Raw genomic sequence first — 15,542 nt, forward strand, 5'->3', positions numbered from 1 at the left:
CTACGATTTGAGCGAAAGCCGGTGCTGCACTCGGGCTCAAGCCTGCTCGACTGACCCAATGAAATTAGCCAGTTCGGGCGTTTTCGGGTTGGCCATCAACTCTTTCGGGTCGCCCACCTCATGCACCTTACCCTGGTGCATGAACACCAGCTTGTCGCCCACCTCCCGGGCGAAGCGCATTTCGTGGGTGACCATGATCAGCGTCATGCCGTCCTTGGCCAGCTCGCGAACGACCGCGAGTACCTCGTTGACCAGTTCCGGGTCGAGCGCCGAGGTGATTTCGTCGCACAGCAGCACTTTGGGCGACATCGCCAGCGCACGCGCAATCGCCACGCGCTGCTGCTGACCACCGGACAGCCGGTCAGGGAAGGCGTCGAATTTCTCGCCCAGGCCCACGCGATTGAGCATTTCCTTCGCCAGCCTGGTCGCTTCGGCTTTGGAAACCTTCTTCACCACCTGCGGCGCAAGCATCACGTTCTCGCCCACCGTCAGGTGAGGAAACAGGTTGAATTGCTGAAAGACCATGCCGACTTTCTGTCTCAGACTGCGCAGGTCAGCCCGCGCTGCATCGAGGTATTCGCCGTCGACTTCGATCACGCCGTCATTGATCGACTCCAGCCCGTTGAGCGTGCGCAGCAGTGTGCTTTTGCCCGAACCGCTGCGCCCGATGATCGCCACGACCTGGCCTTCCTCGACGCTGAGGTCGATGCCCTTGAGCACATGGTGGTCGCCGTAATACTTGTGCAGGGCGGAAATTCTAAGCAGAGGCATGAAGTCTCCTTTCCAGGTAGCGCGCGCTGAGCGACAACGGATAGCAAAGCAGGAAGTAGCCCAAGGCAACGAAGCCGTAGACCATGAAAGGCTGGAACGTGGCATTGGCGAGCATGCCGCCGGTTTTGGTCAGCTCCGTGAAGCCAATGATCGACGTAACGGCCGTGCCTTTGACCACTTGCACGGAGAACCCTACCGTCGGCGCCACCGCGATGCGCAATGCCTGGGGCAGAATCACGTAGCGCAGTTGCTCGAAGGGCGTCAGCGCCAGGCTCGCCGAAGCTTCCCATTGGCCGTTGGAAATCGACTCCACGCAGCCCCGCCAGATCTCAGCCAGGTACGCGCTGGTGAACAGCGTCAACGCCAGCGCCGCCGCGAACCAGGGCGAAATGTCGATGCCCATCAGCGCGACGCCGAAGAACACCAGAAACAGCTGCATCAACAACGGCGTGCCTTGAAACAGCTCGATATAGCAGCGCGCGAGCCGGCGGGGCATTGCCTTCTCGGAGATGCGCAGGGTCATCACCAGCAACCCGATCACGCCGCCGCCGATGAATGCCACCAGCGACAACACCAGTGTCCATTGCAGCCCGGTCAGCAAGTTGCGCACGACGTCCCAGAGGGTGAAATTCATCAGCGGCTCCTCGCGATGTAACGTCGGCCGATCCACGCCAGCAACTGACGCACCAGCAGCGCCATGCACAGGTAGATCAGCGTGGTAATGATGTACGTCTCAAACGCGCGGAAATTACGCGACTGAATGAAGTTCGCCGCAAAGCTCAGCTCCTCCGTTGCGATCTGCGAACAGACCGCCGAGCCGAGCATTACGATGATGATCTGGCTGCTCAACGCCGGCCAGACCTTGCCCAGTGCCGGGACCAGCACGACGTGGCGGAAGGTCTCGAAGCGCGTCATTGCCAGCGCGGCCGACGCTTCGATCTGGCCGCGCGGAATGGCCTGCACACCCGCGCGGATGATTTCCGTCGAATAGGCGCCGAGGTTGATGACCATCGCCAGCACGGCGGCCTGCCACTCGGATATCTGCAGCCCCAGGGACGGCAGCCCGAAGAAAATGAAAAACAGCTGCACCAGAAACGGCGTGTTGCGGATCAGCTCGACGTAGACACCGAAAATGGCCGAGAACGGCTGAATTTTCCACGCCCTGACAATCGCCCCGACGATGCCGACGCTGACGCCGAGCAGGGTGCCGATGGCCGTCAGTTCCAGGGTGAACAGCGCGCCGCGCAGGAGCAGGTCAGTGTTTTGCAGGACCGGGATAAAGTCGAACTGATAAGCCATTTAAGCGCCTCGGCAGTCGATGATCAGAGGTCGGCAGGCAATGGCTGCTTGAGCCAGGTCTGCGCGTTCTTCTCCAGCGCGCCGTCTTTCTTCGCCGCTTCGAGGATCTCGTTCACTTTGGCGAGCAACTCAGGCTGACCTTTGTTCACGCCCACGTAGACCGGCGAGTCCTTGAGCTTCACTTTCAGCTCCGGAATGCGCTTGGGATTCTTTTCGCTGATGGCGACCATCACCACGTTGCCGCTGGCGATCAGGTCGGTCTGCTTGGCCAGGTAAGCCGCGATGGTCGAGTTGTTGTCTTCGAAGCGTTTGATCGTGGCTTCCTTCGGCGCGACGGCGGTCAGCTCGATATCCTCGATAGCGCCACGGGTCACGCTGATGGTTTTGCCTTTCAGGTCGTCCACGGTTTTGATCGCGTCTTCAGGCGGGCCGAATACCGCGAGGTAGAACGGTGCGTAAGCGCGGGAGAAATCGATGACCTTTTCGCGGTCCGGGTTTTTGCCAAGGCTGGAGATGACCAGGTCAACCTTGCCAGTGGTCAGGTAAGGGATGCGATTGGTGCTGTTGACCGGCGTCAGCTCAAGCTTGACCTTCAGTTGGGTGGCGATCAGCTGCGCGGTGTCGATGTCCAGGCCGCGCGGCTTCATGTCGGGGCCGACCGAGCCAAAGGGCGGGAAGTCTTGCGGCACAGCAACTTTCAACGTGCCGCGGGCGGTTACATCATCCAGACCATTAGCGTGGGCGGGGGCCTGGCCGAGCATGAGGCTGGCAAACAGGGCGGCGAGCAGGGCGCTGTAACGCTGGGTCATGGGGTGTCTCCGAATCGATCAATGTGTAGGCGAAGCCCGAGTGATGGCCAAGCACCAGTGCACAGCCCATGCCAGCCGCTTGTTTGCGACCATGGAATGCGGGCCGCAGGCCTGATCCGGTCTAACTGGTCTGAACAGTGAGTTGACGAGGCGCCCTGCTTTGGCGCGCCTGAAAGGCCCGGCGCCCCTCGCTTGGGCGTCACTTGCCGGATACCTCCGATGGCGATACAAGGGATTTTTCCCACGGTTTCCACACCTTGATCGCTATGCATCCGAGCCCTGTCGCAGTGCCTGAAGCCGCCTTCCAGGCGATCCGCAAATTGATCGCCGAGCAGGGCTATGTGCCCGGCGACAGCCTGCCATCCCAGCGGGATCTGGCGATTCGTCTGGGCGTCAGTCGCGCTTCGTTGCGCGAAGCATTGTCATCGTTGAGCGCTCTGGGACTGGTCAGTGTGCAGCCCGGCAAGGGCGTCTTCGTGCAGGCGATTTCTGAACCACAACGGAGCACGAGTGGATTTTCCTGGCCGTATGCAGCGCACGCCTCGCCCGCAGAGACGTTTCAGTTGCGCTACGCCCTGGAGGGTTTTGCAGCCGGGCTTGCGGCAGTGACGTTGACGGCCGACGAGCGCGATGTACTGGAAGACAACGTCGAGGCGATGCGGCTTGAGCTCAAGGCCGGGGACTTTGAGTGCGCAGCCCGGCTCGACTTCGATTTTCATCGACGCATCCTTGTCGCCAGTGGCAATCAGGCGATTCTGGGGATCATCACCAGCAGCGCCGATATTTTTCTGGAAAGCCAGAAGCTGCCATTTATCCGGGCGGGCAGGGCGATGGAGACCTGGCAGGAGCACCGCAAGATCCTCCGGGCGTTGGCGCGAAACGCGTCTGGCCCGGCGCAGAAAGCCATGCAGGAGCACATCCGCGGCGCGGCGTTACGCACCGGCATTGTGTTCGTCGCACCCTCCGGCTGAGCTCCGTCGATTGAGGCAACCCTGTCGAGTCATAGCAAGAGACAATCAACCTCGGCTTCCTGTCACCGCGTGACACAGTTATGATGGCCCACGTTTTTTTGCCTATGACCTCGGAGAAATCTCATGAGTAACGACCTGATCAAGCATGTCAGCGATGCGAGCTTCGAAGCCGATGTCCTGAAGGCCAGCGGCCCTGTACTGGTCGATTACTGGGCTGAATGGTGTGGCCCGTGCAAGATGATTGCCCCGGTTCTGGATGACATCGCTACTCATTACGATGGCAAGCTGACCATTGCCAAGCTGAACATCGACGACAACCAGGAAACACCGGCCAAGCACGGCGTCCGTGGTATTCCGACTCTGATGCTGTTCAAGGACGGCGAAGTCGCCGCGACCAAGGTCGGCGCACTGTCCAAGTCCCAGCTGCAAGCGTTCCTCGACGCCAATATCTGATGACGTTAAAGCCCCGCAAATCGCGGGGTTTTTTCTGGCGTCGTACTAGACGCTTAGAAAATCAAGTGGTACATTCGGCCCCGCAACGGCTTCTCCGTTGCCCCCTGCTAGCCGTCGCCGACCGTCTCCTTTCGATTTGCACGCGATCCTGTCGCCTTCTCTGCGGCGCGGCCTCATTAAGCCAAAAGCTTAATTTCCCCCTCCATACATGATTACGTCATTCCTATATGAACCTGACTGAACTCAAGCAAAAGCCTATTACCGATCTGCTCGAAATGGCCGAACAGATGGGCATAGAAAATATGGCCCGTTCGCGCAAGCAGGACGTGATTTTCTCCCTGCTGAAGAAGCACGCGAAGAGCGGCGAGGAAATCTCGGGTGACGGCGTGCTGGAGATCCTCCAGGATGGCTTCGGCTTCCTTCGTTCTGCAGACGCCTCCTACCTCGCCGGCCCAGACGACATTTACGTCTCGCCGAGCCAGATCCGCCGCTTCAACCTGCGCACGGGCGACACCATTGTCGGCAAGATCCGTCCGCCGAAGGAAGGCGAGCGTTACTTCGCGCTGCTCAAGGTCGACACCATCAACTTCGACCGTCCAGAAAACGCGAAGAACAAGATTCTGTTCGAAAACCTGACGCCGCTGTTCCCGACCATTCGCATGAAGATGGAAGCCGGTAACGGTTCCACCGAAGACCTCACCGGTCGCGTCATCGATCTGTGTGCCCCGATCGGTAAAGGTCAGCGCGGCCTGATCGTTGCTCCGCCAAAGGCGGGCAAGACCATCATGCTGCAGAACATCGCGTCGAACATCACGCGTAACAACCCTGAAGTCCATCTGATCGTTCTGCTGATCGATGAGCGTCCGGAAGAAGTGACCGAAATGCAGCGCACCGTGCGCGGCGAAGTGGTTGCTTCCACTTTTGATGAGCCACCGACCCGTCACGTGCAGGTCGCCGAAATGGTGATCGAAAAGGCCAAGCGCCTGGTCGAGCACAAGAAAGACGTGGTCATCCTGCTTGACTCCATCACCCGTCTGGCTCGCGCCTACAACACCGTCATTCCTAGCTCCGGCAAGGTCCTGACCGGTGGTGTCGATGCGCACGCCCTCGAGAAGCCAAAGCGTTTCTTCGGTGCGGCACGTAACATCGAAGAAGGCGGCTCGCTGACCATCATCGCCACCGCGCTGGTTGAAACCGGCTCGAAGATGGATGAAGTGATCTACGAAGAATTCAAGGGTACCGGCAACATGGAGCTGCCTCTGGATCGCAAGATCGCAGAGAAGCGCGTCTTCCCGGCCATCAACATCAACCGCTCCGGCACACGCCGCGAAGAGTTGCTGACGGCCGACGACGAGTTGCAGCGCATGTGGATCCTGCGCAAGCTGCTGCATCCTATGGATGAAGTCGCCGCCATCGAGTTCTTGATCGACAAGCTGAAACAGACCAAGACCAACGATGAGTTCTTCCTGTCGATGAAGCGCAAGTAACACCCTGCGCTGAACCGACCGTAGAAAAATGGTGTCCTTCCGGACACCATTTTTTTTGCCCTTTTCCGTAGACCTCTCCCGTAGACAAGGAGCGTCATGCACACGTTTGGCAATCGCCGTGATATCGATGGGCTGCGGGCCCTGGCCGTGGTCCCGGTGCTGTTGTTTCACTTCGGTCTTGGACTGAGCGGCGGCTTCGTCGGCGTCGATGTGTTCTTCGTCATCTCCGGGTACCTGATCACGTCCATCATTTTCCGTGAGATCAGCGCTGAGCGATTCAGCTTCGTTGATTTCTGGGCCCGTCGCGCGCGGCGTATTGTCCCCGCCGTGACCGTTGTCGTGCTGGCCACGCTGGCGTTTGGCTGGATATTGCTGACGCTCAAGGACTACGCCGAGCTGGGCCGGGAAGTGCGGTATCAGTCGATGTTCATGTCCAACCTGCTGTTCATGCGGCAGGACGGCTACTTCGATTCCGCGTCAGATTTCAAACCGCTGCTTCACACCTGGTCGCTGGCGGTGGAGGAGCAGTACTACATTTTCTTCCCGCTGCTGATGGTGCTGGCGACGCGGTACGTGCGGCACTGGCGCTGGTTGCTGCTCGGCTTGCTGGTGCTGTCGTTCGGGCTGAACATCTGGGCGATCAAGCACAAGCCCGAGGCCGCGTTCTTTCTACTGCCGATGCGTGCATGGGAACTGCTGTGCGGTGCGATGCTGGCCGTCGGGCCTGCGCCCAAACGTCCGCTGCCGAGCTGGGTGTACCAGACGATCAGCCTGAGCGGCTTTGCGGCGGTCGTACTGGCGATGCTGAGCTTTGACAAAACCACTCAATTTCCCGGCTGGGCAGCGCTGCTGCCGGTGCTGGGCACCACGGCGATGATCTGGGCCAACGGTCATCCTGCGTCTTGGGTCGGGCGTTTGCTGAGCATCAAACCGCTGGTGGCAATCGGGCTTATCTCCTACTCGCTGTACCTCTGGCATTGGCCTATCCACGTCTACGCCAACGCGATTTCCGCCGACGGCATTTCCGACCTCGAAGCGATCGGCTGGATCCTTCTGGCCGGCGCGCTGGCCTGGCTGAGCTGGCGCTTCGTCGAGCTCCCGTTCCGTGAGCGCCGCTTACTGGCCGGCCGCAAGCCGGTGCTGATTGGCGGCCTGCTGACCCTGGCCGTGCTGGCGCTGGTAGGGCAGGCGGTGCGCTCCAGTGATGGCGTGCCGCAACGGATGTCGGGTCAGGCGCTTGCCTATGCGCAGTCTCAGGAATGGAACGCCGGTCAGATGGACTGCTTCCTGCTCGGATCAAAGCACAGCAAGGGTCTGGACAAGCTCTGTCGAGCGGGTGGCAGTGCCGACGCCGCGCCGTCCCATCTCATCTGGGGCGACAGTCATGCAGCGGCTTTGTGGCCTGGCGTCAGAATCGCGGCCGAGCGAGCGCACATGCCTGTCTGGCTGGCGAGCATGAGTGGATGCCCGCCCCTTGTTAGCACCGCAACCAGTAAGCGCTGTCAGGATTTCAATGCGCTGAACGTCGAGCGCGTTCGAATGCAGCAAATTCCCGATGTCACCTTGGCCGCGCGCTGGAGCCTGTACATCTACGGGCTGGAAGACGGCAACAAGAGCAACGTGCTGCTGAAACGGGAATCCATTGCTCAAAACGAAGCGTATTTTGCCGATGCGTTGAAAGCGCAGGTCGCCGAATTGCGTGCAGCCGGCGCCCAGGTCTGGTTGTTCAAGGAAGTGCCGCAGCAGCGCAAGGGCGCTATCGAAAGATTGAGCAGTCTGGCGAGGGTCGGGCGTTCGGCGGCAGAGGTTGGGCGGCCGGCGGCGGAGCTCGATGCGCGACAGGCGTTCATCAATCAGCTGTTCGCCACCCTCAGCCAAGCGGATGCGGGCGTTCACCTGATTGACCCGAAACCGCTGATGTGTGAGGGCGGCCTGTGCCGTGCCGAAGTTGACGGGCGTTCGCTGTACAAGGACGAGGATCACCTGTCGGATCTGGGCGGCGAGAAGATGCAGCCGCTGTTCACGCCGGTATTCCGCGCAACACCGCGCATTTGAGTTGGACACAGGCTGCCGTCTGCGGTCAGAGCAGGTAGGATGTGCATCTATTTGGTGAGTGGCCGGGTTAATGAAATTCAAGGATCTACGGGATTTCGTGCAGCAGCTTGAGCAGCGCGGAGAGTTGAAACGCATTCAGGTGCCTATTTCCCCTGTACTGGAAATGACCGAAATCTGCGACCGGACCCTGCGCGCCAAGGGGCCAGCGCTGCTGTTCGAAAAGCCGACGGGTTTCGACATTCCGGTGCTCGGCAATCTGTTTGGCACGCCTGAGCGGGTGGCCATGGGCATGGGCGCCGAATCGGTGTCCGAGCTGCGGGAAATTGGCAAGCTGCTGGCCTTTCTCAAGGAGCCCGAGCCGCCCAAGGGCCTGAAAGACGCCTGGTCCAAGCTGCCCATCTTCAGAAAAGTCATCGCCATGGCGCCGAAAGTCGTCAAGGACGCCCCGTGTCAGGAGATCGTGATCGAAGGCGACGACGTCGACCTCGGCATGCTGCCGGTACAGACCTGCTGGCCCGGCGATGTGGGCCCGCTGATCACATGGGGCCTGACGGTCACTCGCGGGCCTAACAAGGAACGGCAGAATCTGGGCATCTACCGCCAGCAGGTGATCGGCCGCAACAAGGTGATCATGCGCTGGCTTAGCCACCGCGGCGGCGCGCTGGATTTCAAGGACTGGTGCGACAAACACCCGGGTCAACCATTCCCGGTCTCGGTGGCCTTGGGCGCGGATCCCGCTACCATCCTCGGCGCCGTGACGCCGGTGCCTGACAGCCTGTCCGAATACGCATTCGCCGGCCTGCTGCGTGGCAACCGGACCGAATTGATCAAGTGCCGTGGCAACGACCTCCAGGTCCCGGCCAGTGCAGAGATTGTCCTTGAAGGCGTGATTCATCCCGGCGAAATGGCCGATGAGGGTCCGTACGGCGACCACACCGGCTACTACAACGAGGTCGACAGCTTCCCCGTCTTCACGGTCGAGCGCATCACCCACCGCATCAAGCCGATTTACCACAGCACCTACACGGGTCGGCCGCCTGACGAGCCCGCCATTCTGGGCGTCGCGCTGAATGAAGTGTTCGTGCCGATCCTGCAGAAGCAGTTCCCCGAGATCGTCGACTTCTACCTGCCGCCCGAGGGTTGCTCGTACCGCATGGCGGTTGTGACGATCAAGAAACAGTATCCCGGCCATGCCAAGCGCGTGATGTTGGGCGTCTGGTCGTTTCTGCGACAGTTTATGTACACCAAGTTCGTTATCGTCACCGACGACGACATCAATGCCCGTGACTGGAATGACGTCATCTGGGCGATCACCACGCGCATGGACCCCAAGCGCGACACGGTGATGATCGACAACACGCCAATCGACTACCTCGATTTCGCCTCGCCGGTCTCCGGCCTGGGTTCGAAAATGGGGCTCGATGCCACGCATAAATGGCCGGGCGAAACCACCCGTGAATGGGGTCGCGCTATCGTCAAGGACGAAGCGGTGACCCGCCGGATCGATGAAATCTGGACTCAGCTGGGAATTGATTGATGCGTGTAACCTTGCAGCCATCGGGCGCAGTCATCGAGACATTGCCGGGCGAGCGGATCCTCGACGCCGCTCAGCGCCTGGGCTACGAATGTCCTCAGAGCTGTCGCAACGGCAATTGCCACATCTGTTCCGCGCTGCTGGTTGAAGGCAGCGTCGAGCAGGCCGGAGAAATCCGCAACCACGGCGAAATCTATACGTGCCTGGCGGTGCCGCAGGAAGACTGCGTCGTGCTGTGGGACAGTGTGCTGGCGCTCGGCGAGTTGCCGGTGCGCACGTTCGCCTGCCAGGTCAGCGAATGTGTGGAAGTCGGCGGCGATGTCTGGCGAGTGATGCTCCGTGCGCCTGCGGGCAAACCGCCGCGTTATCACGCTGGTCAGTACCTGATGATCCATCGAGACGACGGCGAGAAATCGGCATTTTCCATGGCCTCGGCGCCGGAGAGCGGGCGAGATCTGGAATTTCACGTCCTCGCCCGCGAGGCCAGTGCGCAAAATCTGATCAAGCAGTTGCAGCGCGATGGCATGGCGCGAGTTGACCTGCCCTTTGGTGATACTCACTTGGGCGAACTGCCCGATGGCCCGCTGGTATTGATCGCGGCAGGCACCGGTATGGGGCAGATGCACAGCCTGATCGAGCATTGCCGCTCAAAAGGCTTTCCGTATCCGGTGCATGTGTATTGGGGAATGCGCCGTCCGGAAGATTTCTATCAGCTCAGGCATTGGGATGAATGGCAGACGCTGCCTAACCTTTTCTTGCACAGGGTCGTCAGTGATCTGTGCGGTTGGGAAGGGCGCTGCGGCATGCTGCACGAGGCGGTCTGCGAGGACTTCAGCGATCTGAAGTCGCTTTATGTGTACGCCAGCGGTTCACCGGCGATGGTCTATTCGACCCTTGATGCGCTGGTGCTGGCTGGCATGGATGCGCATCAGATGCGTGCCGATGTTTTCGCTTACGCGCCGAGGCCCTGAAGCGCAGCCACTCGCCGAGCTGGATGTGGACAGCGTATTGCATGGCTGTTTGTCAGATATCGGTTTTTCCGGCGTGACCCATGCGCCGGTGGCCGAGTCACAACGTCACACTGCCTGCGATGCCGTCTGATTGTTCATTCGTTGTTGCCAGACCCGTTTCATGAGCGTTCAGCGTTGCACCGGCGTCAGCCTTGCCGGTGGGGGGAACCAGATGGGGAATCAAATCAATATCCTGGCGGGAGCTGTCCATGACGGCCTGGGGTTGTCCTACCCGCCGGTCATCGATCTTGGGCCGAAGCTCACCCGAGAACAGCTGCTTGCCTCCATCCACGCCACGATGAGCCGTCACCAGGGCGGCCCGATCTGGTTGTTCGCGTACGGATCATTGATCTGGCGGCCCGAGTGCAGCGCCGTCGAGCGTCAGCGCGGTCGGGTCCACGGTTATCATCGCGGCCTCTATCTCTGGTCCCATGAACATCGCGGCACCCCCGAGCAGCCGGGGCTGGTCTTCGGTCTGGATCGAGGCGGCTCCTGCAGCGGATTCGCGTACCGATTGCCCGAAGACAATATCGACGAATCGCTGCTGGCGTTGTGGCAGAGAGAAATGCCGTTCCCGTCCTACCGCCCACACTGGCTCAACTGCCGACTTGAAGACGGCAGCAAGGTGCAGGCTTTGGGATTTGTGCTGGAGCGGCATTTGCCCAGTTACGCCGGCAACCTGCCCGACAGCGTGCTTACCCAAGTGCTGGCCAATGCCAGCGGGCGGTACGGGACCACGTGGGAATACGTCGAACAAACCATCCACGCACTGCGCACCCACGCCATGCCGGACCTGAGCCTGGAAGCGCGGTTCAAGCGGTGTAAACCGGTGTTGTTGGCGATATAGCATTTGGTCACGATCTTCCGGTCAGGCTTGCGCGCGAGACGCTAGACTGCATCGAAACCCCCTGAGGAGTTAATCATGAGTGCTCGGCTTTCTCCGCTTGTGTCGGAGTTCGAATCAGAAGAGCAGGCTGCGCGCTACGACGCTTGGCTCCGTGCCAAGGTGCAGGCTTCGGTAGATGACCCACGACCTAACGTCCCGCATGATGAAGTCATGGCAAAACTGAAAGCGAGACTGGCCGCCAAGCGCGACAAGCGTAGCGATGATCGTTGATTGGCGCCCGGAGGCAGTCGCCGATCTGTGGGAGATACTTGAGTATATTGATGAGCGAAATCCACAAGCGGCGGAAGAGCTTTATGCTGAAATTGAGAGAGCTACTTCAGCACTGCCCGAGCATCCTTACCTCTACCGCTTAGGTCGGGTGCTCAATACCCGCGAAATCATTGTCCATCCGAATTACGTGGCTATTCACCGACTAACGGATCGTATCGAGATACTGAGCGTCCTTCACGCTCGCCAGCAATACCCTTGAACAGACGTGGCTTGATCAGCGCACTGACCAAGCCTTTTCCGTTTGAGACTTAAGCCATTTCCTCTCGCGACTGACTCGCCACCCGCGTATGGCGCAGCGTCGGCACCAGGAACGCTATCGCGAGGATGCAAGCGGACACCAGCAGCACGAAGCCGCCGTCCCAGCCGAAGTGGTCGACTGTGTAGCCCATCAGGGCGCTGGCGGCGACCGAACCACCGAGATACCCGAACAGGCCAGTGAATCCCGCTGCCGTGCCGGCTGCTTTCTTCGGTGCCAGCTCAAGGGCCTGCAAGCCGACCAGCATGACCGGGCCGTAGATCAGAAAGCCGATCGAGACCAGCGCAATCATGTCGACGGTGGGGTTGCCGGGCGGATTGAGCCAGTAGACCAGCGTCGCAACGGTCACCATTGCCATGAATACGATGCCGGTCAGGCCACGGTTGCCACGGAAGATCTTGTCGGACATCCAGCCGCACAGCAACGTGCCCGGAATACCTGCCCACTCATAGAAGAAGTAGGCCCACGACGTTTTGTCGACGTCGAAGTGCTTGGCTTCTTTCAAGTACGTTGGCGCCCAGTCCAGCACGCCGTAACGCAGCAGGTAAACGAACACGTTGGCCAGCGCGATGTACCAGAGCATTTTGTTGCGCAGGACGTATTTGACGAAGATCTCTTTGGCGGTGAATTCCTCTTCGTGGCTCGCGTCGTAGCCTTCCGGGTAGTCGTTCTTGTATTCCTCGACCGGCGGCAAGCCCACGGACTGCGGGGTATCACGCATGGTGACGAAGGCGAAGAGAGCGACAAACAGGGCAACCGCCGCAGGCACATAAAATGCGGCGTGCCAGTCGTTGGTCCAGCCGAGTCCGAGCAGGAAAAGCGGGCCGATCAAGCCGCCGCCGACGTTGTGCGCCACGTTCCACACCGACACGACGCCGCCACGTTCCTTCTGCGACCACCAGTGCACCATCGTGCGTCCGCTCGGCGGCCAGCCCATGCCCTGGGCCCATCCGTTGATGAACAGCAGAATGAACATGATCGTCACGCTGGACGTCGCCCAGGGTGCGAATCCGAACACGAACATCACCAGCGCGGAAATCACCAATCCGAAAGGCAGGAAGTAACGCGGGTTGGAGCGATCCGACACCAGCCCCATGAGGAACTTCGAAAGGCCGTACGCAATGGCGATCGCCGAGATCGCCAGCCCCAGTTGACCGCGGGTATATCCCTCATCGATCAGGTAGGGCATGGCCAGCGAGAAGTTCTTGCGCAGCAAATAGTAGCCGGCGTAGCCGAAGAAGATGCCGGCGAAAATCTGCCAGCGAAGGCGGCGGTAGGTGGAGTCGACACGCTCCGCAGGCAGCGGAGCCTGATGCGCGGCAGGACGGAAAAAGGCAAACATCGGGACACTCCATTTATTTTTTTGTTATGCGAATCCGAATATTACATTTTCGTTACAGAAAATAGGAAGGCTTCTCATCGGATAAAAAGGGCGTAAATGCGGGGCGGGAGGGAATTCTTTTGCGAACATTGCGTTTGTGCAGTGCTGCGCGCAGGTGGGTTTCGATGCGTGGGACAGGTAAAGTGCGCGCTCATGGGCTCACGATTGGCAAACGACATGCAGTCACCCCCGCTTGGGATTCGGAATCAAAAGATCATCATTCTGTGCCGCGATGTCGGCGGATACCTTGGCCGGCTCAGCCACTTTCTCGGCAAGTCGAACGACGTGGTGTTCATTGACCTGACCCAAGGCGGGAAGGAGCTGTCCTGGCTTCCGGGAAAGATGCGGCGATGGCTAAAAAAGTACCTGATCATTCGGCGTGCCAACGCTACGATCCGGGCAGCAGGGCATGTCGACGCATTGCTGGTGGTGAACCCGAGTCAGCTGGATCAGGGGCTGGTCCTGCAGGCACAGTCCGCCGCGCAGCTGACCATTGCGTATCTGTCAGACGGAATCGCACGGCTGTCCATGCCGCTCGATCAACTGGCGACCTTTGACAAGGTCTACACCTTCGACAGTGCCGATGCCCGCGAGTACCAGCTGCGCAAGCTCTACAACTACATCTACGAAGAGCACGCCGATTTCAAAACGACGTCCGACTTTAAGGCGTTCGTCGTGATGGGCGGCAAGCACCGCGTTGATGTGCTTGGCCGGGTGGCTCAAGCGTTTGAACAGCTGGGCTACACCAGCACCTGCAAATTTCTGGTGCAGAGCAAACCAGTGCCCGGAGCCAGTCCATTACTGACCTTCTTCCGCCAGCGCATGGACATCGATGAAACGGCCGAATACGTCAGGCGTTCGGAAATCCTGATCGACATCGTCCGGCCGGGCCACGCGGGTTTGAGCTTCCGTTTTTTTGAGGCGCTGCTCTACCGCAAGAAAATGATCACCAACAATCCATCGGTGGCGGATTACGACTTCTACGATCCGCGCAACATTTTGATCATCGATAGCGATCACCCCGTGATCCCTGACGCGTTCATTAACGGGGAATACGTGGGCCCGCCCGAAGAAGTCGTGCAGCGGTACAGCATGGCCAGTTGGGCGAACGAGGTGTTCAGTCCGCCCCCGGCTAGCCCGCATCGGTCACCCGTTACCGAGTCTTAAGCTTTCGGCAGGATTGCTTTGGTGCTCGGCGATGCCTTGCGCAGGAACGGGTGCTCGATGCACCAGTACGTTGCGACGCTGATGCTGCTGGTCAGCAGGATGATCAACGGTAAGTACAGCGCGTAGCTGAGCGGGTCCGGCATTGCGAAGTCGTACGCGCCCAGCAGGCTGAACACGCTGTAGATGACGATGCCGTGCAGCAGGTAAATGCTGAAGCTCGCTTCGCCCAGAATCTTCAACCCTCGAATCTCTAGCACCCCGTGCAAGCTGTTGCCGAGTACGAACAGCGCAAATGGAATGCCGAGGATCAGCATTTGCAGCGTTGAATACGATTTGAGCTTCAAGCAGATCAGCAGTATCGCGACCGCTACCAACGTGCAGCGTACGCCCGTGAAGTCGATTTTCCACTGGCGCATCCGGTCTTCAAAGACCGCCACCGCGATGCCGACAGCAAACAGTTTGATGAACCGGTTGTGAAAATGATGGTGGTACTCGCCCCACAGGCACGCCAGCGCAATCAGCGCGACCACGACGGCCATGCCGGGGAGCTTGCGTCGAAGCAGGCAATACAGCACCGGCAGCGACAGGTAGAAGACCGCTTCATAGAGCAGCGTCCACTGCACCGAGGCGTTGATACGCACGGTGTCCGGAAAACCACTGAGGGGGCTGCCGATGAAAATCACCCATCGCCCGAGCGCCTTGATCGTGTCCATGACCGGCGCACTGATGCCTGCGGACTGGTACAGCGCGATGGCCGTAATCAGCGCGACGCTGAAGAGGTACATCGGGAAGATTCGTCGTACCCGTGACGACAGAATCTGACGCCATTTTGGCTCGCTTCGGTAGATCTTCGCGGTAAACAGGTAACCGGTGATCATGAAAAACAACGACACCGGCACCGTGCCCATGTTGTTCAGCACGCGGCTGTCCGTGGTTTCCCAAACGCCGTTGACGTGCCAGTAATAACTGACCATGAAGTGGTGAACAATGACTGCGGTTGCGAGCACGCCTCGCAGCCCGTCCAGCGACGAAACGCGATGAAGCGCGTCTCTGGAGAGGATCGGCAGTCGCCGGGTGGCGAAGCAAAATATCGCGATCGACAGCGCGTACAACGTGATCAAAAGCAGAGTGACGGTCATCAACACGGGTCCGCAGTTCGTATGGGAGTCGAT

The 15,542-nt window shown here is 59.8% G+C and carries 16 protein-coding genes; 10 read left to right on the forward strand and 6 right to left on the reverse strand.

Annotation, left to right across the window (positions count from 1 at the left end; translation table 11 throughout):
- Positions 1-36: 36 nt before the first annotated feature.
- From AC07RO_RS18315 to AC07RO_RS18330, 4 genes are read right to left on the reverse strand one after another with little or no spacing between them, the layout of a single operon-like run.
- Complete coding sequence (locus tag AC07RO_RS18315) at positions 37-771, reverse strand: amino acid ABC transporter ATP-binding protein (RefSeq protein WP_122534109.1); 735 nt, start codon at positions 769-771, stop codon at positions 37-39.
- Positions 758-1,408, reverse strand: coding sequence for an amino acid ABC transporter permease (locus AC07RO_RS18320; RefSeq protein ID WP_495086829.1), 651 nt, complete (start codon positions 1,406-1,408; stop codon positions 758-760). Before AC07RO_RS18320 ends, AC07RO_RS18315 begins: the two co-directional genes overlap by 14 nt.
- Positions 1,405-2,070: an amino acid ABC transporter permease gene (locus AC07RO_RS18325; RefSeq protein WP_122623513.1), complete on the reverse strand. Its 666-nt coding sequence runs from the start codon at positions 2,068-2,070 to the stop codon at positions 1,405-1,407. The genes AC07RO_RS18320 and AC07RO_RS18325 overlap by 4 nt, the downstream gene beginning before the upstream one ends.
- A gap of 23 nt (positions 2,071-2,093) precedes the next feature.
- Positions 2,094-2,879, reverse strand: coding sequence for a transporter substrate-binding domain-containing protein (locus AC07RO_RS18330; RefSeq protein ID WP_495086749.1), 786 nt, complete (start codon positions 2,877-2,879; stop codon positions 2,094-2,096).
- Between the two features lie 266 nt (positions 2,880-3,145).
- Here AC07RO_RS18330 and AC07RO_RS18335 point away from each other — a divergent pair, with 266 nt between their 5' ends.
- The 9 genes from AC07RO_RS18335 to AC07RO_RS18375 all read left to right on the forward strand — a co-directional run bounded on the left by AC07RO_RS18335 (position 3,146) and on the right by AC07RO_RS18375 (position 11,765).
- Entirely contained in the window at positions 3,146-3,850 is a 705-nt protein-coding gene (locus AC07RO_RS18335) for a FadR/GntR family transcriptional regulator (RefSeq protein ID WP_192171484.1), read from the forward strand.
- Positions 3,851-3,973: 123 nt separating this feature from the next.
- Positions 3,974-4,303: a thioredoxin TrxA gene (gene trxA / locus AC07RO_RS18340; protein WP_192171377.1), complete on the forward strand. Its 330-nt coding sequence runs from the start codon at positions 3,974-3,976 to the stop codon at positions 4,301-4,303.
- A gap of 227 nt (positions 4,304-4,530) precedes the next feature.
- The gene (gene rho, locus AC07RO_RS18345; protein WP_037016529.1) at positions 4,531-5,790 is read left to right on the forward strand and encodes a transcription termination factor Rho; all 1,260 of its coding nucleotides are present in this window, start codon (positions 4,531-4,533) and stop codon (positions 5,788-5,790) included.
- 96 nt (positions 5,791-5,886) lie between these two features.
- Positions 5,887-7,845, forward strand: coding sequence for an acyltransferase family protein (locus tag AC07RO_RS18350; RefSeq protein ID WP_495086750.1), 1,959 nt, complete (start codon positions 5,887-5,889; stop codon positions 7,843-7,845).
- 70 nt (positions 7,846-7,915) lie between these two features.
- A complete protein-coding gene (gene ubiD / locus AC07RO_RS18355; protein WP_122534102.1) occupies positions 7,916-9,382 on the forward strand; it encodes a 4-hydroxy-3-polyprenylbenzoate decarboxylase in 1,467 nt (488 codons plus the stop codon).
- Positions 9,382-10,350, forward strand: coding sequence for a CDP-6-deoxy-delta-3,4-glucoseen reductase (locus tag AC07RO_RS18360; protein WP_346628103.1), 969 nt, complete (start codon positions 9,382-9,384; stop codon positions 10,348-10,350). Before ubiD ends, AC07RO_RS18360 begins: the two co-directional genes overlap by 1 nt.
- A gap of 211 nt (positions 10,351-10,561) precedes the next feature.
- Complete coding sequence (locus AC07RO_RS18365) at positions 10,562-11,236, forward strand: gamma-glutamylcyclotransferase (RefSeq protein ID WP_282365928.1); 675 nt, start codon at positions 10,562-10,564, stop codon at positions 11,234-11,236.
- Between the two features lie 75 nt (positions 11,237-11,311).
- Complete coding sequence (gene relB, locus AC07RO_RS18370; protein ID WP_192171373.1) at positions 11,312-11,506, forward strand: type II toxin-antitoxin system RelB family antitoxin; 195 nt, start codon at positions 11,312-11,314, stop codon at positions 11,504-11,506.
- Positions 11,496-11,765, forward strand: a complete 270-nt coding sequence (locus tag AC07RO_RS18375) for a type II toxin-antitoxin system RelE/ParE family toxin (RefSeq protein WP_495086751.1) — start codon at positions 11,496-11,498, stop codon at positions 11,763-11,765. Before relB ends, AC07RO_RS18375 begins: the two co-directional genes overlap by 11 nt.
- A 49-nt stretch (positions 11,766-11,814) precedes the next feature.
- Here AC07RO_RS18375 and glpT read toward each other — a convergent pair whose 3' ends face one another.
- Positions 11,815-13,164 (reverse strand): glycerol-3-phosphate transporter, encoded by a 1,350-nt coding sequence (gene glpT / locus AC07RO_RS18380; RefSeq protein WP_282365818.1) that lies wholly within the window; start codon positions 13,162-13,164, stop codon positions 11,815-11,817.
- Positions 13,165-13,305: 141 nt separating this feature from the next.
- Between glpT and AC07RO_RS18385 the strand changes: the two genes are divergently transcribed.
- On the forward strand, positions 13,306-14,370 hold the full coding sequence (locus AC07RO_RS18385; RefSeq protein WP_495086752.1) for a WaaS/CpsH family glycosyltransferase: 1,065 nt from the start codon (positions 13,306-13,308) through the stop codon (positions 14,368-14,370).
- Here AC07RO_RS18385 and AC07RO_RS18390 read toward each other — a convergent pair.
- Positions 14,367-15,509 carry an acyltransferase family protein gene (locus AC07RO_RS18390; RefSeq protein ID WP_192171370.1) on the reverse strand — a complete coding sequence of 381 codons (1,143 nt, stop codon included), beginning with the start codon at positions 15,507-15,509 and terminating at the stop codon, positions 14,367-14,369. The two genes, AC07RO_RS18385 and AC07RO_RS18390, sit on opposite strands and share 4 nt — an antisense overlap.
- Between the last annotated feature and the right edge of the window lie 33 nt (positions 15,510-15,542).

The sequence above is a fragment of the Pseudomonas sp. GW821-FHT07F05 genome, assembly GCF_059418765.1.